General features: G+C 71.1%; 19 protein-coding genes. 7 read left to right on the top strand and 12 right to left on the bottom strand.

From position 1 onward, the window contains the following. Nucleotides 1-152 precede the first annotated feature (152 nt). A complete protein-coding gene (locus tag OG730_RS40200; RefSeq protein WP_327308940.1) occupies nucleotides 153-1553 on the bottom strand; it encodes an SMI1/KNR4 family protein in 1401 nt (466 codons plus the stop codon). Between the two features lie 28 nt (nucleotides 1554-1581). Beyond that, a complete protein-coding gene (locus tag OG730_RS40195) occupies nucleotides 1582-2034 on the bottom strand; it encodes a hypothetical protein (protein ID WP_442815158.1) in 453 nt (150 codons plus the stop codon). A 376-nt stretch (nucleotides 2035-2410) separates the two neighbouring features. Between OG730_RS40195 and OG730_RS40190 the strand changes: the two genes are divergently transcribed. Together OG730_RS40190 and OG730_RS40185 are read left to right on the top strand one after the other, a co-directional pair. After that, complete coding sequence (locus OG730_RS40190) at nucleotides 2411-4888, top strand: MFS transporter (RefSeq protein WP_327308938.1); 2478 nt, start codon at nucleotides 2411-2413, stop codon at nucleotides 4886-4888. A gap of 233 nt (nucleotides 4889-5121) precedes the next feature. Next, complete coding sequence (locus OG730_RS40185) at nucleotides 5122-5649, top strand: NUDIX hydrolase family protein (RefSeq protein ID WP_327309609.1); 528 nt, start codon at nucleotides 5122-5124, stop codon at nucleotides 5647-5649. A gap of 179 nt (nucleotides 5650-5828) precedes the next feature. Here the strand turns inward: OG730_RS40185 and OG730_RS40180 are convergent, their stop codons facing one another. Next, nucleotides 5829-6536 (bottom strand): response regulator, encoded by a 708-nt coding sequence (locus OG730_RS40180; protein ID WP_327308937.1) that lies wholly within the window; start codon nucleotides 6534-6536, stop codon nucleotides 5829-5831. Next, the gene (locus OG730_RS40175; RefSeq protein ID WP_327308936.1) at nucleotides 6533-7693 is read right to left on the bottom strand and encodes a sensor histidine kinase; all 1161 of its coding nucleotides are present in this window, start codon (nucleotides 7691-7693) and stop codon (nucleotides 6533-6535) included. The genes OG730_RS40180 and OG730_RS40175 overlap by 4 nt, the downstream gene beginning before the upstream one ends. A 289-nt stretch (nucleotides 7694-7982) precedes the next feature. On the opposite strand from OG730_RS40175, the gene OG730_RS40170 reads away from it, so the two are divergent. The 4 genes from OG730_RS40170 (at nucleotide 7983) to OG730_RS40155 (ending at nucleotide 12697) form a co-directional block, all read left to right on the top strand. Then, nucleotides 7983-8900: a hypothetical protein gene (locus OG730_RS40170; RefSeq protein WP_327308935.1), complete on the top strand. Its 918-nt coding sequence runs from the start codon at nucleotides 7983-7985 to the stop codon at nucleotides 8898-8900. A 20-nt stretch (nucleotides 8901-8920) separates the two neighbouring features. After that, complete coding sequence (locus OG730_RS40165; protein ID WP_327308934.1) at nucleotides 8921-9538, top strand: nucleoside/nucleotide kinase family protein; 618 nt, start codon at nucleotides 8921-8923, stop codon at nucleotides 9536-9538. Between the two features lie 196 nt (nucleotides 9539-9734). Further along, nucleotides 9735-11342 carry a phospholipase D-like domain-containing protein gene (locus tag OG730_RS40160; RefSeq protein ID WP_327308933.1) on the top strand — a complete coding sequence of 536 codons (1608 nt, stop codon included), beginning with the start codon at nucleotides 9735-9737 and terminating at the stop codon, nucleotides 11340-11342. 179 nt (nucleotides 11343-11521) lie between these two features. Beyond that, nucleotides 11522-12697 (top strand): hypothetical protein, encoded by a 1176-nt coding sequence (locus OG730_RS40155; protein WP_327308932.1) that lies wholly within the window; start codon nucleotides 11522-11524, stop codon nucleotides 12695-12697. A 42-nt stretch (nucleotides 12698-12739) separates the two neighbouring features. Here the strand turns inward: OG730_RS40155 and OG730_RS40150 are convergent, their stop codons facing one another. The 7 genes from OG730_RS40150 to OG730_RS40120 all read right to left on the bottom strand — a co-directional run bounded on the left by OG730_RS40150 (nucleotide 12740) and on the right by OG730_RS40120 (nucleotide 19539). Then, the gene (locus tag OG730_RS40150) at nucleotides 12740-13402 is read right to left on the bottom strand and encodes a response regulator transcription factor (RefSeq protein WP_327308931.1); all 663 of its coding nucleotides are present in this window, start codon (nucleotides 13400-13402) and stop codon (nucleotides 12740-12742) included. Further along, nucleotides 13399-14565 (bottom strand): sensor histidine kinase, encoded by a 1167-nt coding sequence (locus tag OG730_RS40145; RefSeq protein ID WP_327309608.1) that lies wholly within the window; start codon nucleotides 14563-14565, stop codon nucleotides 13399-13401. The genes OG730_RS40150 and OG730_RS40145 overlap by 4 nt, the downstream gene beginning before the upstream one ends. Nucleotides 14566-14685: 120 nt before the next feature. Further along, on the bottom strand, nucleotides 14686-16755 hold the full coding sequence (locus OG730_RS40140) for an MMPL family transporter (RefSeq protein ID WP_327308930.1): 2070 nt from the start codon (nucleotides 16753-16755) through the stop codon (nucleotides 14686-14688). Nucleotides 16756-16941: 186 nt separating this feature from the next. Beyond that, entirely contained in the window at nucleotides 16942-17733 is a 792-nt protein-coding gene (locus OG730_RS40135) for a class I SAM-dependent methyltransferase (RefSeq protein WP_327308929.1), read from the bottom strand. Between the two features lie 53 nt (nucleotides 17734-17786). Then, nucleotides 17787-17987, bottom strand: a complete 201-nt coding sequence (locus OG730_RS40130; RefSeq protein ID WP_327308928.1) for a hypothetical protein — start codon at nucleotides 17985-17987, stop codon at nucleotides 17787-17789. Between the two features lie 252 nt (nucleotides 17988-18239). Beyond that, entirely contained in the window at nucleotides 18240-18818 is a 579-nt protein-coding gene (locus OG730_RS40125; RefSeq protein WP_327308927.1) for a hypothetical protein, read from the bottom strand. Between the two features lie 223 nt (nucleotides 18819-19041). Continuing rightward, nucleotides 19042-19539: an RrF2 family transcriptional regulator gene (locus OG730_RS40120; protein WP_327308926.1), complete on the bottom strand. Its 498-nt coding sequence runs from the start codon at nucleotides 19537-19539 to the stop codon at nucleotides 19042-19044. A 103-nt stretch (nucleotides 19540-19642) separates the two neighbouring features. Here OG730_RS40120 and OG730_RS40115 point away from each other — a divergent pair, with 103 nt between their 5' ends. Beyond that, entirely contained in the window at nucleotides 19643-20374 is a 732-nt protein-coding gene (locus OG730_RS40115; RefSeq protein WP_327308925.1) for an SDR family oxidoreductase, read from the top strand. Between the two features lie 54 nt (nucleotides 20375-20428). On the opposite strand, the gene OG730_RS40110 is transcribed toward OG730_RS40115, so the two are convergent. Further along, nucleotides 20429-21526, bottom strand: coding sequence for a MerR family transcriptional regulator (locus tag OG730_RS40110; protein WP_327309607.1), 1098 nt, complete (start codon nucleotides 21524-21526; stop codon nucleotides 20429-20431). Nucleotides 21527-21624 lie beyond the last annotated feature (98 nt).

The raw sequence follows: 21624 nt of genomic DNA, 5'->3' as shown, positions 1-21624 counted from the left end.
CCACAATGTGACTTGGCGCCGCAGTCGGCCCCTCCGGCCGACCACGGCGCACAGCGGGAAGACCGGTTCGGGGCGGACAACAATCCTTGGGCGGATGGGCGGATGGGCGGCGGCCGAGGTGCGGCCTTGCGGCCAGTCGCTTGGCCTCCTGGCTACGCCAGCGGTCCGAGATCTCCTTCGAGGACCGTCTGGATGATCTGGGGCCGGTCCCAAAGGGCCAGGATCTCGTTCGCGATGGCCACGATCGGCAGGGGGTCCTGGTCGGCGTGCACCTCGATGGCCGCGGCCGACAGGCTGCGCGGTACGGCTCCAGCGTCCAGGAGAACCCTCCACTCCTCTGGGCCGAGCTCCAGGAACTCCAGCCCCGTGAGCTCGGCGATCTCCAACGGGTCGGCCAGGGTGCCGGGGTAAGCGGTGAGGGTGCGTAGGCGGGGCAGCCCGGCGACGAGGGCGAGACTGAGCGGCGCACCGTCCCACACGCCTATGGACAGGGCCTCCAGGTCAGGGTGCGCGGCGGCCTGGATGCTGTTCAGGCTTGCGATGTTGACCCTGGCGACGACGGGTGGCCGGTTCTCTCGGGGCCTGGGCTCCGAGTCGAATCGGCCCAGCACCAGGTCGGTGAGGGAGTGGGCGACGAGTTCGGCGCCGATGCTTTCCTCGTGGGAGAGCATGATGACTTGGCCCGTGTGTCCGCGGGGGCCGGGTGTCAGATCGACGGCCAGCCGGTCTCCGCCCCCGTTGTCGCCGAAGGCGATCCAGCCCGGTGAGCCTACGAGCCCCTGCACCATGGCGTCGGGTCGCGTGACGACCGCCTTCGTCGCCGCGAACTCCCAGCGACAGTCACGCGACGCCGCGTCGGCGACGTACAAGCTGTCGAGATCGAACAGTTCGCATCCGACCGCTTCGCACTCGCTCATCGCTGCTTCGTAGTCGTCACCCCGATCCTCCCACCGTGCCCGCGTCACCCGGTAGAGGGCCTTGAGTTCGTCGGGGAGCGGGACGCCCAGGCGTGATTCGGCGGCGGATATCTCTTCCTCCGTCGCGCCGATGGCGTGCGGCAAGCGTTCCCGCAGTGTCCGCTCCAACAACGCCAGGTCCGCCGAAGGGGCCGGCGCCGCCCCGAGAGCCGGTTCAGGCAGACGGCGCCAGGGCTCGGGGAGAGCGCCATCGACCAGGATGAGCGCCCCCGGGTGCGGGGTACCTATGCCGGGTTCGACGGCCGGGCTGGGACCCAGCAGGCGGAGCACGGTCTTCCCGGTCTGGTGTACCTGCGCCGTGAACGAGACGTCGTCGACTCCAGCGGCCGCGAGCGCGCCCTGCACCCGCTCCACCGCGTCGAGCTCCTCCCGCATGTCCGCTACCTGAGCGGCCCGGCCGGGCTGCGGCATCCGCCGCGTCAGAGCCAGACTCCAGCCCCCTCGCCCTATACGCCCGGCCACTCGAACGGGCCTGGCAACGTGCCCCCGCGCCTGTTCGGCCAGAAGGAGCCGCAGCACCGGCTCCCAGGTCGCGAAGTCGCCTATCGATGCAGTGGAGAGCCTCTGATCAACCATGCGCAGACCGTACGCCGGGCCGCTGACATCAGAAGGCACCGGCCCCACGGAGCCGGTTAGTGTGCGGTGAGCTCAGCTGCCTCCAGCCAGTCGGTGTACCAGCGGGTGAAGGGACCGGCTTCCCGGCCTGGTCGAGGAGCGGGACGAGGTCTACGTCGTCTGCCCGGCAGTCGGACCAGATGGTGCCACGGTGGGCACCGCTGATGATCAGCCACTCCCGCTGGGCGCAGCCGAGGTGGGAGATCACGATGGCGCCGGCGGTGCGCTCGGGGGCGAACATCAGAGGTTCCCAGCGTTCGTCCCACGCCTCGATGGCGTCGTCGAAGTCCTCGATCTCCTCGAAGTCCCCCTCTTCCGGACGCGCGGCGAGAAGTGCGCCGAGGGCTTCGGGGTCCGGGCCGTGCTCAGGAAAGGGCTGGGCGAGCACGGCCAGGTCGGCCAGGTCGGCGCCGTCCCCTTCCCAGCGCCAGCGACCCTGCACGCGTCGAACGGGAAAGGGGCGGGGAGCCACCGACATCGGACCGGCCAGGTACTCCTGCGGGACAGCCAGAACGCTCAGGGGCAAACTACGACGCCAAGGGCCAACTAGAGCGCCAAGTCGGTTCGCGCGGTCTACGGGCACGTCAACGGTGCTTGTGGGGATCGGACCGTGAGGGTCCGGTCACGGGCCGGTCCGGGCTCTCACCGGTTCGGGTGGTTCTCCGTACGCGCTGGTTGTTCGCGGCACCCCCTCCCACCGGCCCGTATGCCCGTCGGGCAGGTTCGGGTCGTCAATCCGCGCGTTTGCTCCTGTTGTTGCCGAATGCGAGAAAAGGGCGGCCAGGTGCGATTGCCTGGGGCAACGAGGGGAGCAGGACGTGGGCGGTATCACTCTGGTGACGGACGAGCAGGCCGCCCCGCGGCCGGCTCCGGTCCGCTTCGAGAAGGGGAGCCGTCCCGAGCCGGCCGGCCGGGACACCGCGGGTGCGCCACCGCCCGCGGCCGAAATGGGTTCGGAGCCGGAAGAGTTCAGCCCGCGTCGGGTCCGGCTCGTGTTCTTCGGGCTGATGCTGGCGCTGCTGCTCGCCGCGCTGGAACAGATGATCGTCGCCACGGCGCTGCCGAAGATCGTCGGGGAACTCCAGGGCCTGGACCGGATGTCGTGGGCCATCACGGCCTATCTGCTCACTTCCACCATCGGGCTGCCGCTCTACGGGAAGCTCGGCGACCTCTTCGGCCGCAAGAGCGTCTTCCAGTTCGCCATCGTGGTCTTCATCATCGGTTCCGCGCTGGCCGGTTGGTCGCGCACCATGAACGAGCTCATCGCCTTCCGCGCGGTCCAGGGCATCGGCGCCGGCGGGCTCATGATCGGTGTGCAGGCGATCATCGCGGACATCGTGCCGCCCCGGCAGCGCGGCCGTTTCATGGGGCTGATCGGCGCGGCCTTCGGCCTCGCGTCCGTCGCGGGGCCCCTGCTCGGCGGGTTCTTCACCGACCACGCGTCGTGGCGCTGGTGCTTCTACATCAACGTCCCGTTCGGGCTGATCACCATGGCCGTCATCTCCGTCGTGCTGAAGCTCCCCAAGCCCACGGTCCGGCCCCGGCTCGACGTGATCGGCGCCGTACTCCTGGCCGCGGCCTCGACCTGCCTGGTGCTGCTGACCAGTTGGGGCGGAACCGAGTACGCGTGGGGCTCGCGGATGATCCTGGGGCTCGCCGTCGGCGCTGCCGGAACGTCCCTGCTCTTCGTGGTCGCCGAGCACCGCGCGGCCGAACCGATCATCCCGCTGCGGCTGTTCCGTGACCCGGTCTTCACGGTCACCAGCCTGGTCGGGGCTGTCGTCGGCATCGCGCTGTTCGGCGCCGCCAGTTATCTGCCGACCTACCTTCAGATGGTCGAGGGGGCCACCGCCACCGAGTCCGGGCTGCTGATGCTGCCGATGATGGGCGGGGTCGTCGTCGCCTCCATCGCCTCCGGCCAGCTGATCAGCAGGACCGGCCGCTACAAGGTCTACCCGGTCCTCGGCGGGGCGCTGTCCACCCTCGGCATGTGGCTGCTGTCCCGGCTGGAGACCGGCACCACCCAGCTCGCGTACAGCGTGTGGATGGCCGTCCTCGGGATCGGAATCGGGCTGGTGCTGCCCGTGCTGGTCCTCGCCGTGCAGAACTCGGTGCGGCCCACCGACCTCGGCACCGCGACCAGCGCCAACAACTACTTCCGGCAGATGGGCGGCAGCATCGGCGCCGCCGTCTTCGGCACGGTCTTCGCCGGCCGGCTGACCGACGCCCTCGCCGACCGGCTGCCCGTCGGCGCCGGGCTCCCGGACTCCTCCGCCATCACTCCGCAGCTGGTGCGCTCCCTGCCTCCGACCGTCAGGGACGCGTACGTCGCGGCCTACGCCGAGGCCATGCCGCGGATCTTCCTCTACCTCGTGCCGGTGCTCGTCCTCGGCCTGCTCATCGCCTGCTTCCTCAAGGAGAAACCGCTGGTGTCCCACAACGCCCCCGCAGCCGACTCGCTGCTCTCCGAGGCTCTCCCGCAGCCGCTCCCCGGCGAGGTACCCGCCGCGCGGGCCTCGACCGACGCCGCCCAACCGGGCGGGCTGCCGGTCTGTGGAACCGTCCAGCACCCCGACGGCAGCACGGTCCCCGGCGCCGCCCTGACCCTGATCGACGTGAGCGGCCATCAAGTCGGCCGGGGCGCTAGCGGAGCCGACGGACGCTATGCGCTGAGCGTGCGCGGCCCCGGTTCGTACGTCCTGATCGCGGCGGCCGGCGGCCACCAGCCGCAGGCCGTCAGCGTGACCGTGGGAGAGCGGCCGGTCGAGCTGGACGTGGTGCTCGGCGGCGCCGGGCGGCTGGCCGGCACGGTCGTCACGGCCGACGGCACCCCGGTCCGCGACGCGGCCGTCACCCTCACCGACGTCCGGGGCGAGGTGGTCTCGTCCACCCGGACCGGCCATGAGGGCACGTACCTCATCTCGGAGCTGGTGGCGGGCGAATACACCCTGGCCGCGAGCGCCCCGGCGTTCCGGCCGGCAGCACTGCCGGTGAGCGTGCAGGCCTCCCGCGAGACCCGCCAGGACGTGGAGCTCGCAGGCGGCGCGGTCCTGCGCGGCACGGTGCGCGCGGGCGCGGGAAGGCCCGTCGAGGATGCCAGGGTCACCCTGCTCGACGCGGCCGGCAATGTGGTGGACACCCTGACCACCGGTCCGGACGGAACCTTCCGGTTCATCGACCTGCCGTCCGGCGAGTACACGGTCATCACCGCGGGCTATCCGCCGGTGGCGACGGTCCTCCAGGTCGCGGGCGGCGGCCGCACCGAGCGGGACGTACGGCTCGGGCACAAGGACTGACGAACCGTCATGAAGGCGGTCGGGCTGCTCCGACGGGGCAGCCCGGCCCTCTCCCTCCCGGAGTCTCGGCCCACCGGGTCGGGCGGCATCGCCCCGCGCGATCACCCGCTTCATCGCGCGGACCCTCCCGACGTCACCGCGCGCGGCAGCGGGAATGGAGACCTGCACGTGTGAACCGGCATGTGGGTACTGCGGCTGCGCCACCTGGAAAGTACGATCAAGCAATGTCTGACATGACCGAAACCACGCCCGGCTGGCTGACCACGGACGAGCTTGAAGTGGCCAGGACCCAGATGCCGATCCTGTACGTGACGGCGGTTCCCGTGCGAGTGGACGAGAGCGGCGAAGTCACCGGCATCGGGCTGCTGCTGCGCATGGGTCCGGACGGGACGGTCAGCCGGACCCTCGTGTCCGGACGCGTTCTGCACCACGAGCGGGTCCGTGACGCGCTGTTGCGCCATTTGGAGAAGGACCTCGGGCCCGTGGCCCTGCCCCGTGTCCCCGCCTCCCTCCAGCCCTTCACCGTCGCCGAGTACTTCCCCACCGCCGGCATCACCGCCTATCACGACCCCCGCCAGCACGCGGTGTCGCTCGCCTACGTCGTACCGGTGGCCGGCGACTGCCGGCCCCGGCAGGACGCTCTGAACCTGGTCTGGTTCAGTCCCCAGGAGGCCGCCGACCTGGCCGTGCACGACGAGATGCCCGGCGGCCACGGCGTGCTCCTGAAGCAAGCGCTCGCGCACACCGGACACACCTACTGAGAACCGCGCACGCGGTCCGCGCACCATGAGCAGGGACAGCCATCACATCCCTGCTGACGCCCATCCGATGTAACCAGCGCACCCGTTCACCCGTTCACACGTCATCTCGCCCTCGAGGGCGGGCTCCAGCCGCCGTTCTGCCGGCTGCTGGAGCCCGCCCTCTCCCGTCATCCGCCCCCTCAGTTCGGCATCAGGCCGCTCTGGTACGAGATCGCCACCGCTTGGGCTCGGTCGCGGGCGTCGAGCTTGGCCAGGATCCGCTTCACGTGGGTCTTGACGGTGGATTCCGCGAGGGAAAGCAGTTCGGCGATCTCCGTGTTGGACAGGCCGTGGGCGACTTGCCGCAGCACTTCGCGTTCACGGGCGGTGAGGCGCTCCAGGCGTGCGTCGGCCGGTGCCCGCAGGTCCCCCGAGCGCGTGGGTGCGGGCTGGGCCGCGAGCCGGGTCAGGAGGTCGCGGGTGACGGCCGGATCCAGCACGGCCTGACCGTCCGCGACGGTCCGTACGGCTTCGACGAGACGTTCGGGAGAAGCGCGTTTGAGGAGGAAGCCGCTCGCGCCGGCCCGGATCGCACTCCAGACGTACGCGTCGTGGTGGAACGTCGTCAGGACCAGCACCCGGGTCGGCAGCCCCGCGGCCACGATCCGCCGGGTTGCCTCGACCCCGTCGATGCCGGGCATCCGTACGTCCATCAGGATGACGTCGGGGACGAGTTCGTGGCACAGACGGACGGCCTGGATGCCGTCCGCTGCCCGCCCGGCCACCTCCAGGCCGTCCTCGGTCCCGAGGATCAGTTCGAGGCCGGCCCGGAGCAGGGCGTCGTCGTCGGCCACCACGATCTTGATCGGTCGCTCGTCGCGGGCCGCTCCTTCGGCGGGCCAGGTCATCGAACCGGGAGCGAGACGCGCAGGCGGAACCCGCCCTGCTCGCCCTGCCCGTGCTCGAGCCTGCCGCCCAGGATCGACACGCGTTCGGCGATGCCGAGCAGACCTCGCCCGGGCTCGTAGCCGTTGCCCGCGCCCTGGCCGTCGTCGCTGACCTCGATGTCGAGGCGGTCCCCCACCCGGCGGACGGTCACGTCGGCGGATCCGGCGCGGGCGTGCTTGACCGTGTTGGTGAGCGCCTCCTGCACGATCCGGTACGCCGACATGTCGATGCTGCTGGGGAGTTCGTCCCGGCCCGGATCCACCTGCGCCGCCACGCTGATCCCGGCCTGGGCCATCCGGTCCGTGAGACGGCTCAGGTCGCCGAGCTTCGGCCGGGATCCGGCCGGTTCGGTGCGGCGCAACAGGCCGAGGACCCGGTCGAGTTCCTCCAGGGCATCGCGGCCGGAATCTTCCAGTTGCCCGAGCACCTCGCGGGCGCGCTCCGGGTCGCGGTCGAGCAGTCGCCGGGTGGCGCCCGCCTGAATCAGCATCACATTGACGGTGTGGCCCACGAGGTCGTGCAGCTCGCGTGCCATCCGGGCGCGCTCCCCCGCGATCACCTCCTCGCGGAAACGGAGTTGGGTCGCATCGCGTTCCTCCAGACGCCGCGCGGCGCCGAAGCCGATGGCCCAGACGAGGAGCCACAGGAAGAGCACCCCGGCCGGCACCACGGACCAGACGTCGCGTTCCTCCTGTCCGGTGAAGTAGGCGATCATGCCGAGGAATGCGGCGAACGGACCGGTCCAGGCCCGGGTGCGGCTCGCGTGGAGGCCGAGGGAGTACAGGCCGATCAGGTTCGCGTACGGGGAGAGCGGGTTCTCCAGGCCACACAGCGCTTCGACGGACAGGGCCGCGGTGCCGACCAGGTACGAGGCCAGCGGCGCGGTTCTGCGGCAGGCCAGCGGTCCGGCGACCGCCGCGGCGCATACGACGGCGCGCGTCGTGCCCCTGTCCGCTCCCGCGGCCGGCCCCCACTGTTCGACGAGCATGACGGCGAAGAAGGCCGCGGCGAGTACGGCGTCCGCGGCGAGGGGGCGGGCGAGCAGCGGGCGGCCCGTCGGGATCCGCCACGCACGGGGCGGCCACCACGTGCTCGGGTGGTACGCGGGTCGGCGCATCGCTGCCAGGTCCTTCCAGCCGGGGGCGGGCTCCGGAAGCCGGCTGTCCCCCGTTGGCCCGTTGGCCTGTTGCCCTGTTCCGCACGTTAGCCGGGGACCGCGGGGTGCGCATCGTCCCTGTGGGGTACGCGGGCCCCGGCCGCCACCCCTACCGGGGTCCGCCCGGATGCCCCAGGCAGGGGACGCGGCCGAGGCGGCTCCCTTCCTAGCGTGGCGAGCACGAACCGCGCCCGCTCCAGGAGGACCCGTGAACCGCTCACCGGCATCGTCACCATGGCATCGCCCACTCATGCTGAACTCCACGCTGATGTTTGCCGTTTCACTGCTCTGCGCCGTCGCCGCGCTGGTCGATGACCGTCAACTCCTGGGTGAATCAATCTGGTTCAAACCGATGAAGTTCGGCGTGGCCTTCGGCATCTACGGAGTCACGCTCGCCTGGCTCCTGAGCAGGCTCAACAAGGCCAGGCGGGTGGGCTGGTGGACCGGAACCGTCATCGCCGCGGCCGGGGTGATCGACGTCTGCGCCGTCGTCTACGCCGCCGCCCACGGCACCTACAGCCACTTCAACGAGAACACCGACGCCGTCGCCCGGAACGTCTCCGCGGCCTTCTCCATCGGCGTCATGCCGCTCCTCGTGGCAACCCTGGTCATCGCGACGCTGGTGCTGTTCCAGCCCGGCACCGACCGGGCGCTCACCGTAGCCCTGGGCGCGGGGCTCGCGCTCGCTGCCGCCGGCATGGCCGTGGCGGCCTGGCTCAACACCGTCTCCAGCGAGCCCCGTACCGTCCCGGACGCGTCGGGGAACCCGGTCGTGTTGAGCGGCGCCCACGGGATCGGCGATCCCGACGGGCGGGGGATGCCGCTCACCGGCTGGAGCCTTACCGGCGGAGACCTCCGCGTGCCCCACCTGGTCAGCATGCACGCCATCCACGTCCTCCTGCTGCTCATCGCCGTGATGCACCTGTACGGGACCCACTCCCGTCGGCGGCTCGACGACGGGGTCAGGACCTTGATCGTCAGCGCGGCCGCGTGCTGGTACACGGGGTTGTTCGCGGTACTGACCTGGCAGGCGCGACGCGGGCAGTCGGTCGCGCACCCGGACCGGCTGACGCTGATCACCCTCACCGCGCTGACGCTGCTGACCGTCGCCGTCACCACGGGCGGCCTCGCCCTCACCACGCGGCGTACGCGGCGTACGCGGCACTGAGACTCGGGCAGGATGGCCGGGTGCAGACATCGGATTTGATCGCGCGGGCTGCCGCACTGGCCGATGAGGACGCCCGGCGGATCCTTGGCATCGCCGGGCCCCCCGGCGCCGGGAAGTCGACCCTGGCGGCGCTGATCGCGGACGCGCTCGGACCGGAGCGCGCAGTGGTGGTGCCCATGGACGGGTTCCACCTCGCGCAGGCCGAGCTGGACAGGCTCGGGCGCGCCGGGCGCAAGGGCGCGCCCGACACGTTCGACAGTGCCGGATACCTCTGCCTGCTCCGCAGGCTGCGGGAGCCCGGCCAGCGCACCGTCTACGCACCGGCCTTCGACCGCTCGCTCGAAGAGCCGATCGCGGGCAGCATCCCCGTCGACCCGGGCGTGCCCTTGGTGATCACCGAGGGGAACTACTTGCTCCACGACGCGCCGGAATGGGCACCCGTGAGGTCACTCCTGGACCAGGCCTGGTACGTGGCGCCCGACGAGAGCCTGCGCGTGCGGCGCCTCGTCGACCGGCACGTGCGCCACGGGAAGGACCCGGAGTCGGCCCGTGCTTGGGTCGCCCGCTCGGACGGCCCCAACGCCCTCCTCGTCGCGCGCGGCCGCCACCGCGCAGACCTCGTAGTCGGCGTCGGCTGACCAAGGGGGCAGGGCGGCAAGCAGGCCGCGGTACCCCGCTGCGGATGCCCCGTCCCGGGTGGCCGGAACTCGTCCGAGGTCGCCGATCACTTGCGTACCAACTGGTAATTTGCGCGAGTTGATCATGCTCGCAGCCACGGTCGGTCATGCCCCCGGCCCGCGCCGCGCCGCGCCGCCCCTCGGTCAAGGAACCACATTGACACGTACCGCCCGGACGACCTCCCTCGTCTCCACGTCCGCCGTCGCACTCACCCTCTCCCTCCTCGGCGCCGCCGCCCCCGCGGCCGCCGCGGACGCGCCCACACCCCACCTGGACTCGGTCGAGCAGACCTTGCGGCAGGTCTCGCCGGGCCTGGAGGGCTCGGTGTGGGAACGCACCTCCGGCAACCGGCTCGGCTCGTCCGAGCCCGGGGGCGCCGACTGGCTGCTCCAAACGCCCGGCTGCTGGGGCGACGCCACGTGCGCCGACCGGCCCGGATCGCGCCGCCTTCTGGAGAAGACGCGTCAGGACATAGCCGATGCCCGGCAGACAGTGGACATATCGTCACTGGCCCCCTTCCCCGACGGGGGCTACCAGGAGGCGATCATCGCCGGCCTCAGGGAATCGACCCGGAAGGGCAACCGGCTGAAGGTGCGCGTCCTGGTCGGCGCCGCACCCCTCTACCACTCCACGGTGCTCCCCTCGTCCTACCGGGACGAGCTGCTCGCGCGACTCGGCCCGGGCGCCGCGGGCAGCATCACGCTCAACGTGGCCTCGATGACCACCTCGAAGACCGCCTTCTCCTGGAACCACTCCAAGCTCGTGGTCGTGGACGGCGGTTCGGTCATCACGGGCGGCATCAACAGCTGGAAGGACGACTACCTCGACACCACCCACCCGGTGAGCGACGTCGACCTCGCGCTCTCCGGACCCGCGGCGGGCTCAGCGGGCCGCTACCTCGACTCCCTCTGGGACTGGACCTGCCGGAACAAGACCAGTTGGAGCGCGGTCTGGTTCGCCGCCTCACCCGGCGCGGACTGCATGCCCACCCTGCCCCGGCCCGCCTCGCCACAGGGCGGGGGCGACGTGCCCGCGCTCGCCGTCGGCGGACTCGGTGTGGGCATCCGCCAGAACGACCCCGCCTCCTCCTTCCGCCCGGTCCTGCCGGCGGCCGGCGACACCAAGTGCGGGCTCGGTCTGCACGACTACACCAACGCCGACCGGGACTACGACACGGTCAACCCGGAGGAGAGCGCGCTGCGCGCCCTCGTCTCCAGCGCGAACTCCCACATCGAGATCTCCCAGCAGGACGTGCACGCCACGTGCCCGCCGTTGCCCCGCTACGACGTACGCCTCTACGACGCCCTCGCCGCGAAGCTCGTCTCCGGCGTGAAGGTCCGCATCGTCGTGAGCGATCCGGCGAACCGCGGCGCGATCGGCAGCGGCGGCTACTCGCAGATCAAGTCCCTCTCCGAGGTGAGCGACGCCCTGCGCGGCCGGGTCGCCGCCCTGACGGGTGACGGCGCCCGGGCGCGGACAGCCCTGTGCGAGAACCTCCAGTTGGCCACGTTCCGGGCCTCCGACGCGCCGGCCTGGGCCGACGGCAAGCCGTACGCCCAGCACCACAAGCTCGTCTCGGTCGACGGTGCGGCCTTCTACATCGGCTCCAAGAACCTCTACCCCTCCTGGTTGCAGGACTTCGGCTACGTGATCGAGAGCCCGGCCGCGGCCGCACAGCTCAAGAGCGACCTGCTGGACCCGCAGTGGCGCTACTCCCAGGCGACCGCGACGTACGACCACGCCCGCGGCCTCTGCAAGGGCTGACGTCCCCGTCCCGCGGTGTGGCACGCCGCGGGACGGCGCCGGGATCACGGCCGGGATGAAGAGCAGGCCGGAGCACCCCAGGATATATGCCCGGCGTGTCCCGAAAAGGATAGATATTGATCTGCTGTAGACAATGATCGGATCGCCCCGGCGCCTCCCCCAAAAGAGGAGATCAGACAATGAGGCCACTGCGCCGCCCCCGCCAGGCCGCTACCTTGCTCGCCGCGCCCGCATGCGCACTCGCTTTCGCCGGCCTGGTCGCCACCCCCGCTCACGCCGCCACCATCGACGTCACCTGCTCCCCCGGCGCCCTCATCCAGGCCATCACCACCGCCAACAGCACCCCCACCACCTCCGACACCCTCAACCTCGCCCGCGACTGCACCTATACCTACACCGAGCAGATCGCCGGGCCCGGCCAGGCCGCGCTCCCCCAGATCACCAGCCCCATCACCCTCAACGGACGCAACGCCACCATCGCCCGCGAGGACAAGACCGACAACGAATTCCGCTTCTTCAACCTCCCTCCCACCACCGGCGCGAACCTGACGCTCCGAGACCTCGTGCTCAACAACGCCGAAGTCGCGGGAGTCGCCCAGGGAGGGGCCGTCCAGCTGGGGTTCGGAACCGTCGCTTCCCTCAACAACGTCCGCCTCACCAACAACACCTCCGGCAACGGAGGCGGCGCCATCAACAACAACAACGGAAGCCTCCGCGTCGTAAGTTCCTACTTCAACGGCAACAACACCGAATCCGGCCATGGCGGCGCCATCCTGAGCACCGGCACCACGCGCGTGGACCTCAGCGTCTTCACCAACAACTCCACCGGTCCCGTCACCGGTGGCAACGGCGGAGCGATCTCGCACAGCAGCATCTCTTCACCCTTCACCCTCACCTCGAGCATCCTCACCGGCAACGAAGCACAAGGCCTGGGCGGCGCCGTCCACACCAACGGCTTCTCGGCGACCATCACCGACAGCCAGATCCGCCGCAACGACGCCAGAACCGGCGGAGGCATCGCCAACTTCGGCGCGCTCAACATCAACGTCCAAACCAGCATCCGCGGCAACACCGCGAGCTTCTCCGGTGGCGGCATCTACAACTTCGGCACGCTCAATACCCGCAACACCGTCATCGACGGGAACACGGTCACCCAAGGAACCGGCGCCGGCATCCACAACCACGGCGACCTCACGCTCAACGACTCCCGCGTCACCCGCAATACCGCGGCCTACGCCCCCGCCGGCCTCCACAACAACGGCGGAAGCGTCACCCTGAACCACGCCACCATCGCGAACAACAACCCCGGAAACTGCACTCCCTCGAACGCCCCCGTCACGGGCTGCACCCAGTAGGTACGCCCGGGACGGGTAGACCGAGCCCGAAGACGATCCGATTCACACCCCCGGTCGTACCAGCCCCGACTCGTACGCCACGATGACCAGTTGCGCCCTGTCCCGTGCCCCCAGCTTGCCCATGATGCGGCTGACGTGGGTCTTGGCGGTCAGTGGGCTGAGACCGAGGGCCTCGCCGATCTCGGTGTTGTTGAGTCCGCACGCGACGAGGGTGAGGACCTCGCGCTCGCGGTCGGTGAGGCATTCGGGGCCGGCCTCGGGCGGCGCCGCCGTGGGGCTGCGCAGGAAGCGGGCGATGAGCCGGGAGGTCGGTCCGGGCGAGAGGAGGGCCTCCCCGCCGGCCACCGTGCGGATCGCCTCCAGGAGTTCGGCCGGGCGCGTGTCCTTGACCAGGAAGCCGGAGGCCCCGGCGCGCAGGGCCTCGACGATGTTCTCGTCCGTGTCGTAGGTGGTGAGCACGAGCACCTTCACCCCGGCCAGGTCCTCGTCCGCGGCGATCAGCCGGGTGGCCTCGATGCCGTCGAGGTCGGGCATGCGGATGTCCATCACCACCAGGTCGGCGCGTTCCTCGCGGGCCATTTCCACGGCCTCCCGGCCGGTGGCGGCCTGTCCGACGACCGTCATGTCCGGAGACGACTCGAGGAGCATCGCGAACGCGGCCCGTACGAGCGCCTGGTCGTCGGCGAGCAGAACGCGGATGGTCACGGGTTGCCTCCCAGCGGCAGTACGGCACTGACCTCGAAACCCTTGCCGGGAAGCGGCCCGGCGTCCAGCGTTCCGCCCACACTGCGGGCCCGCTCGCGCATGCCGACGAGCCCGAACCCGGGCGTGCCCCCGCCCGCGCCGGTTCCGTCGTCGGTGACGGTGACCCGCAGGGAGCCTTTCCCGGCGCGCACTGCGACCCGGATGCCGAGGTCCCGCCTGCCGCCGTGGCGTACGGCGTTGGTCAGGGCCTCCTGCACGATCCGGTAGGCGGCCGCGCCGACGGCGGCGGGCGGCACCTCGTCGGTGACCGTCAGGTCCACCTCGGCCCCGGAGACCCGGGCGGCCTCCACCAGACCTACCAGGCCGTGCAGGTCCGGCAGGGGGTCGCGGGCGTCGCCCGTGCCGTGTTCGCGCAACACCTCCAGGGTGGTGCGCAGTTCACTGCGGGCGGTGCGGCAGGTCTCGGCTATGTCGTCGAGGGACTTGGCGACCGCCTTGCGGTCCAGGCGCTCGGGGTCCGCGTTCAGGACGTGCGCGGCGACGGAGGTCTGCACGCCGATCAGGGTGATGCTGTGCGCGAGCAGGTCGTGCAGGTCCCGGGCTATGCGCAGTCGTTCCTCGGCGACCCGGCGGCGGACCTCCTGCTCACGTGTGCGTTCGGCGCGCTCGGCGCGCTCGACGACCGCGGCGACGTACTGCCGGTAGAAGCGCAGGGCGACGCCGATGAAGACCACGGCGAACACCCAGCCGGAGATCCGCAGCGCCTCGGCGGCCTGCTTCCTGTTGATGACCATCATGACGCTCAGCGCCAGGGTCATGGCCGTGCCGGTGGCGAGCAGGGTGTACAGCGGCCGGCAGATGACGGCGAGGCTGTACAACACGACTGCCCCGACCGGGAACGCGGCGGCGTGGTTGTTGTCGAGGGCGTGGTACGGCAGGAGCAGGACGGCCTCCGCGGCCAGCGCCGCCAGCGGATGGCGCCGCCGCCACAGGATCGGCAGCTGCGCCGCGAGCAGCAGGAGCCAGCCCAGCGCGTCCGGTCGCCGGGCCGGGTCGGTGACGAGGGCGAGGAGCACGGCCAGGACGGTGACGGCGAGGGCGAGCAGGACGTACTCGCGGGTGGCGTGCTGGGCGGTCCGCGGGTCGCGGTTGATCACCGTCATGATCCGCTCGCCGAGACGCGGTGTGAGTTCAGCTTCGGGCACGTGCTCATCCTCCGTCACATGGGCGCCCGTCCCGCAAGGGAGGGGCGCCCAGGGAGATCAGACGGGGTCGGGAAGGCGTCAGACGCGTTCCGGCTCCCGGAGCGGGGCTTCGGGAAGCGGCGCCTTCGCCATGGGGCCCGGCCACCACACCTTCCTGCCGAGGGCGACGCTGGCGCTGGTGACCAGGTAGGTGCGGACGAGGAAGGTGTCGAGGAGCACGCCGACCGCGATGACGAAGCCGAGCTGGACCAGCGAGACGAGGCCCATGTTCATCAGCACCGCGAAGGTGGCGGCGAGGATGAGGCCCGCGGAGGCGATGACACCGCCGGTGGTGCGCAGGGCGGTGAGCGCGGCCGTGGCGGGTTCGGCGCCGCCCAGGGATTCCTCCCGCATGCGGTGCATCAGGAAGATGCCGTAGTCGACGCCGAGGGCCACCAGGAACACGAAGGACAGCAGGCCGAGGGCGGGATCGGTGCCCTGGAAGCCGAACAGCGGCTCGAACACCAGGCCGCCGATGCCGAGTGAGGCGCCCCAGACCGCGACCACGGCGGCGACCAGCATCAACGGGGCGACCAGGGAGCGCAGCAGGACGATCAGGATGAGCAGGACGGAGAGGAGCACGATCGGTACGACGACCTTCTGGTCACGGGCGTTGGTCTTCTCCAGGTCGATCTGCTGGGCGCTGGGTCCGCCCACGAGTGAGCCGTCCAGCTCGTCGCGCAGGTTCTTGATCGTGCGGGTCTCGGCGTCCGTCTGCGGCAGTGCGGAGGCGATCACGGACACCTCGGTCCAGCCCTCTCCCGTCCGGCCGATACGGGCGGAGGCGACGCCCTCGATGGACGTGGCCGCCGCGAGGGTGGCTTCGCCGCGGTCGGCCGGAGTCATGACGGTGATGGGCTGGCTGGAGCTGCCCGGGTAGGCGTCGGCCAGGGTCAGCATGGCGGAGACGGATTCCGGCCGGTCGACGAAGGCGTCCTCCTGCTTGAGGTCGCCGGGCAGGTTCAGGGCGCCGAGGGCGAGCGCCCCCAGCGCGAAGGCGCCGGCGACGAGGACGGCCGCCGGGCGGCGTCCGGCGGAGCTGCCCATGGCCGAGAACAGCGAGCGGCGCTCCTTGGGTGCGCTGCCGAAGGCCGGGATGAGCGGCCAGAACACGCGGCGGCCGAGCAGGACCAGGAGGGCGGGCAGCAGGCTGAGCATGGCGATCAGCGCGCACAGCACGCCGACGGTGCCGAGGGGGCCCATGGCGCGGTTGGAGTTGAGGTCTGCGGCGAGCAGGCACAGCAGGCCGACGGCGACGGTGCCGGAGGAGGCGACCACGGCGGGCCCGCAACCGCGCAGGGCGGCCGCCATGGCCTCGTACGGCCGCTCGACGCGGCGCAGTTCCTCGCGGTAGCGGGCGACGATGAGCAGGGCGTAGTCGGTGCCGGCGCCGAAGGCCAGGATGGTCATGATGCTGGTGCCCGCGCCCGAGATGGAGGTGCCGAAGGCCTGGTTGAGGCCGTAGGCGACGCCCATGGCCAGGTAGTCGGCGATGCCCGCGACGACCAGCGGGATCAGCCACAGTACGGGGCTGCGGTAGATGAGGATCAGCAGGATGGCGACGACCGCGACCGTGGTGTAGAGCAGGGGGCCGGCGAGGGAGTCGTACACCTTCTTCGAGTCGCGGGTGACCGCGCCGGGGCCGCCGACCTCGACGGTGAGGCCGTCGGCGGAGCGGGCGGTCTCCCTGATGTCGTCGACGAACGCGTTGCGCAGTTCGTCGTCGTCACCGGGTTCGATGCTGCTGACCGGGTACATGAGCGTCGTGCCGTCCTGGGAGGGCACGCCCTTCGGGGTGTCGGTCAGCTCGTGGTCGTCGGCGATCTGCCCGATCTGCCGCTCGGCGGTCGCGCGGTCGGCGGCGGTGAGGGCCCCGTCGCGCTGGTAGACGAGGACGAGCTGGGTGCTCTCGCCGCCGGGCAGCCGCTCCTGGAGCTTGGCCACCTGGGTGGAGTCGGCGTTCGCGGGCAGATAGTCGGTCACGCGGTCGCGTGTGACGTCGGCGAGCTTCCCGGCGAACGGCGCGGCGACCGCGAGCACGGCGACCCACAGCGCGAGCACCAGCCAGGGCAGTGCTCGTCGCCGTCTCTGTGTAAGTCCGGCCCCCATGATCGGGCCTCCCTCCGGTCCGGGCGTCTTGTGGTGCTTCCAAGACTCCCGGCGGGCGAAGGCCGGATCGTCGCGCCTGAGATCGAGTTCGCGGGTACTGCCGTGGGCGGCCCGGGCGAGCGGATTACTCCCGCGGGAGTAGCCGCCTGCGTCCGTCGGCGGTCGCCAACGCGCCGCAGCGGCGTGTCAGCGGGTGGCGACGGCCAGGCTGACGACGTAGCGCTCCTCGACCATCCGGTTCGGGAAGACCTCGGTCAGGAGGTCGCGTTCCCTCGCCATGAAGGTGTTCGTCGCTTCCTTGCCGAGGACGAGGAAGTCGGAGTAGCTGGCGAGGTTGGCGAGGTGCATGCCGAGAGGAACGCTCCGGGTCCACGGGACGTGGCGGTGGACGAAACCGAGCTTGGGCGGCAGTCCGCGGAACCGCGCCGTGGGGTCGTGCGGGCTCTCGTCGGCACCATCGGCACCATCGGCACCGTCGGCACCATCAGCGCCATCGGCACCGAAGAGTCGGCGCAAGCGGGCGTCCTGGTCGGCAATCCACGGAACGGTGCTGTCGGAGTCGTTCCACCAGAGGGCGAGAGCACCGCCGGGGCGCAGGACCCGGAGAACTTCCGGGACGGATTCCCGCTGGTCGGTCCAGTGCCAGGCTTGGGCATAAGTGATGACGTCGATGGAGGCGGAGGCCAGCGGAAGGTTGTTGCCGTCCCCCATCACCAGGGGGACTTCGGGCAGGCCGAGGCGGAACTGGGCGGCCATCCCCGGGCCCGGCTCGACCGCGATGACGCGCGCACCGCGGTCCCGGAGCAGCGTCGTCGCCAGTCCGGTGCCGGCCCCGACGTCGGCGACGCGGGCACCCTTCAGGGGGAAGCCGGTGAGTTCCTCGACCGCGTCGAGGAGTTCGGACGGGTACGAGGGACGGTTCGCGGCGTAGCCGGCGGCGGCGGTGTCGAACGAGCGGGCCTGTGCGGTGATCGTCATACGAACATTGTTGACAGCCGCGGGTCTTCGGCGCCGTACCTTTCCTCATCCGTCTACCGGGGCCCGGGGAAGCGTCGCGGCATCGCGCCACCGCCCGGCCGCCGAGTCGTCGGCGGGTAGGAGCGGCCCCAGGTACCCCGGATCAGCTCCTTCACCTTCAACCGGTAGGTGCGGGAATCGACGTCGGAGACGGTCTCCACGCCGGAGTCCCTGACCACCTCGCCGAGGAAGATGCTCTCCGCCTCCGGGGCCACCTCTGTCGGGTCGGTGACATCCCACCCGTCCTGGAGGGGGCTCCCCGGGGTCCCAAGGGGGTGGCATGGGAGGAACTTTCACCCGGGGAGCCACAGAGGGGTCGCCATCGGAACGGCGACAGGTCCCCTCGGAAAGATCATCCAACCAACGTAGCCCCGTACGGTAGGGACCAAATACCTGAAGCATCCGAATTCGCGCCTACTCATGGGCCGGCGACGACCCGCTCCTGGATCCGAGTCCGGCCGGGCGGTTCAGTGGCGCAGCGCGTAGTGGATCAAGCGGGAGCCGGCTTTGTCCGCGGCGAGTCCGAGGGCGGTCCCGATCGCCTCGTCCGAGAGCTCGTCGTCCTTGGCGTTGCAGGCGGCGTTTCTGGCCGCTCGTTTCGTGGTGCGTTCCAGGGCGGCCACAGCCCTGAGCGCGGCGAGCGGAGCATCCGTGGCCAGGTGGAGCAGCTGCTCCTGTACGCGGTCCAGGAGCGCGGCCAGCTCGACGGGCAGCGGCACCGTCCGGGATTCGACGTCCGCGATGTGCAGGGCCCAGTCGTCCTCGGGACCGTCGATGACCGGCTCGTACAAGCTCACGACGTCGACGTCGGTCCAGTCGATCGCGTACGTCCTGGCACCCCGCCAGCCACACGCGCACGCCGCGCGGGCCCGCTCCGCGTGCGGCCGGTTCAGGATCCCGCTGTACGCCCACCACTCACGTGTCTCATGAAAATTCGCGCCGCTCCCGGGATCCAGATACACCGGACCCGGCTCACTCCCATCAGCCAGCACCGCCCCCGCCCAGCCCTCATGCGAAGACCCGAACTCCTCCGGCACCCACCCCATGACCCCTCCTGCCTCCAGGCCGGCTCAGTCGCCCTCGCGCAGCCTCGCAACGCTCCCGGACACGACGGGCGCGGACGCCATCACGCCCTCGCCCAGCATGCCCAACCACGACGGCGCCCGGGCAGAAAACGCCAGAAAAGCGTCCACCGCGGGGGTTCGCCCGCCCGAAGTCACCCCTCGGCCGGGGAAGTGGCGGTGCTGGGTGGCGGGTGCCGGGTGGCGGTCAGGCGCCCCCGTCGACACCCGGGCTTCCGGCCAGCCAGGCGCCGATCCTGGGCAGTGCCTCGGGGCCGCTGTCGCTCTCCACCGACGCGGCGAGGTCGGCGATCGTGACGGAGGCCAGCGAGGCGCGCCACGCCGCGTCGGCCGCTTCCATCGCCCGGGCGATGGGGCACCGTTTCGTGCACTGCTCCGGCGGCGTCCCCAGGGGGCCGCGCTGACGGATCTCGGTGCAGACGAATGCGGGGCCCGCTCCGTCGACGGCCCGCACCACGTCCAGCAGGGTGATGTCCTCGGCCTTCTTGGTGAGGACGTACCCGCCGGTCTTGCCCTGGATCGAGTGCACCAGGGCCGCGCGGGACAGCGCCTGCATCTGCTTCGCCATGTAGCTCGGCGACACGTCGTGCAGCGCGGCCAGCCGGGCCGCCGGCACGGGATCACCGGCCGCGGTCAGCACCACGCAGCAGTGCAGCGCCCACTCCACGCCACCCGACAGCTTCATTCCACCTCCATTTGACTCGGACACAGTCTATCCGAGTATCATCTCGGACACAACCTGTCCGAGTTTGCGGCAGGGGTGCTCGGCACACGAAGGAAGGCACACCATGAAGATCACCGTCATCGGCACCGGACTCATCGGCTCCCAGCTCGCCACCGAGCTGACCGCGCGTGGCCACGAGGTCACCGCCGCGTCACTGTCGTCCGGCGTCGACCTGCTCACCGGAGCCGGCCTCGACACGGCGCTCGCCGGCGCCGCCGCAGTGGTCAACGTGACCAATTCCCCCACGTTCGACGAGCAGTCCATCGAGTTCTTCCGCACCACGGTGGGCAATCTGCTCGCAGCGGGTGAGCGGGCCGGCGTACGCCACCAGGTCGCTCTCTCCATCGTCGGCGTGGACCAGGTCGCCGAACTGGACTACTACCGCGCCAAGACGCTTCAGGAGGAACTGCTGCGCGGCGGCCCGACGCCCTACTCGATCGTGCGCGCCACACAGTTCTTCGAGTTCATGGAGCCGACCATGTCGTGGACCTCGGACGAGAGCGCGGTGCGCCTGCCCGCGACGCCGCTCCAGCCGATCGCCAGCGCCGACGTCGTCAACGCCCTCGCGGACGTGGCCACCGGCACGCCGCTCGGCGGGATCCTCGAGGTCGCGGGTCCCGACACGTTCACGCTCGACGAGATCGGCCGCATGACGCTGGCCGCGCGGGGCGACCGCCGCCCCGTCGTCGTCGACGACCAGGCGGGCCTGTTCGCCGCCGTCCACGGAGACGTCCTCACGCCGGGCGCCGGCGCCCGTCTGGCGACCACCCGCTACCAGGACTGGCTCAGCGGCTGACCCGCACGAGGGCGACCGCCGCCGTCTCAAAGCCGCGGGTGATGTCGCCGCGGTTCAAGCCGTGAGCAGGCGGAGGCCGAGATCCGCCGCGTCGAGGCCGGCGAGTTCGCCGTTGCGCTCGGCCCACCGTCCGGAGTCGAGGTCGTCGCCGAGGCTTCCCACTGCCCGCCGCTCGGCCTCCGGCCCGACCCTCGTCCACACCGACATCGCGCGGCGCACCTGATCCTCCAGATACGCGCCCGGTCGGCGCCAGTACGCCTCGAACAGGCCGTCAGCGCAGTCCCACGGGACCGGCACGGGCTCAGCGCGGCCGCCGATCGCGTCGGCCATCGCGGCAAGCGACGGAAAGTCCGCGAGGACGCCGGCGAACTCGGGCAGGTAGTCGCGGGTGAGCCAGAACCGGTCCTGCCATCCGGGCTCGTCGGTGTCGAAGGTGAGCACCACCACACGGCGGGCCACGCGCCGCATCTCGCGCAGCCCCGCCATCGGGTCCCCCCAGTGGTGGACGGTGGAAACGGCCATCGCCACGTCGAAGGAGCGGTCCTCGAACGGCAGGCTCTCCGCGGCGGCGGCCACGCACGGCGCCGAACCGGCGGGCCGCTGCCCTCGCATGACCGCCGACGGCTCCACCGCGGTCACTTCACGATCGGTGGGCTCGTAGGAGCCGGTGCCGGCTCCTACGTTCAGTACGGTCCGCGCGTCCCCGAGCGCGTCCCAGATCTGCGCGGCGATCCGCGGCTCGGTACGCCGTGTCGCGCTGTAGGAACGGCCGATCGCGTCGTACAGCCGTGCGCCGAGCATCTCCAGCTGTTCCTCCGGCGTCACCTTCAGCCCCTTCGCCCGTACTCCGAGTTCCCTGTCGATCGCCGCCACCATGGCGTCGGCGCGATCACGGCGATCCAGCAACAGGCCGCGCAGCCGGCGCAGTCGCGCGACCGCGTCGGTGGACGGGTCACCCACCAGTTCCGCAACCTCCTTCAGGCCGAAGCCCAGCCGCCGGTAGGCCAGTACCTCGCGCAGCCGCTCCAGGTCGCCCGCCGAATAGGCCCGGTACCCGGCGAGGGTCCGCGCCGACGGCCGAACGAGTCCGATCTCGTCATAGTGATGCAGCGTCCGGACGCTCACACCGGCCAGCCCGGCCACGCGTCCCACGGTCCAGTGATCTTCCACGGCTCCGACTATGCGGCCTGACGCCACGTGAGGGTCAAGTAGGCGCCGGGTGGTAGAGGAACGACGTCACGACCTGCCCA

Source organism: Streptomyces sp. NBC_01298, assembly GCF_035978755.1.
Lineage (GTDB): Bacteria > Actinomycetota > Actinomycetes > Streptomycetales > Streptomycetaceae > Streptomyces.
The sequence above is the reverse complement of the archived record's forward strand: the minus strand, read 5'-3'. Positions and strand labels throughout refer to the sequence as shown.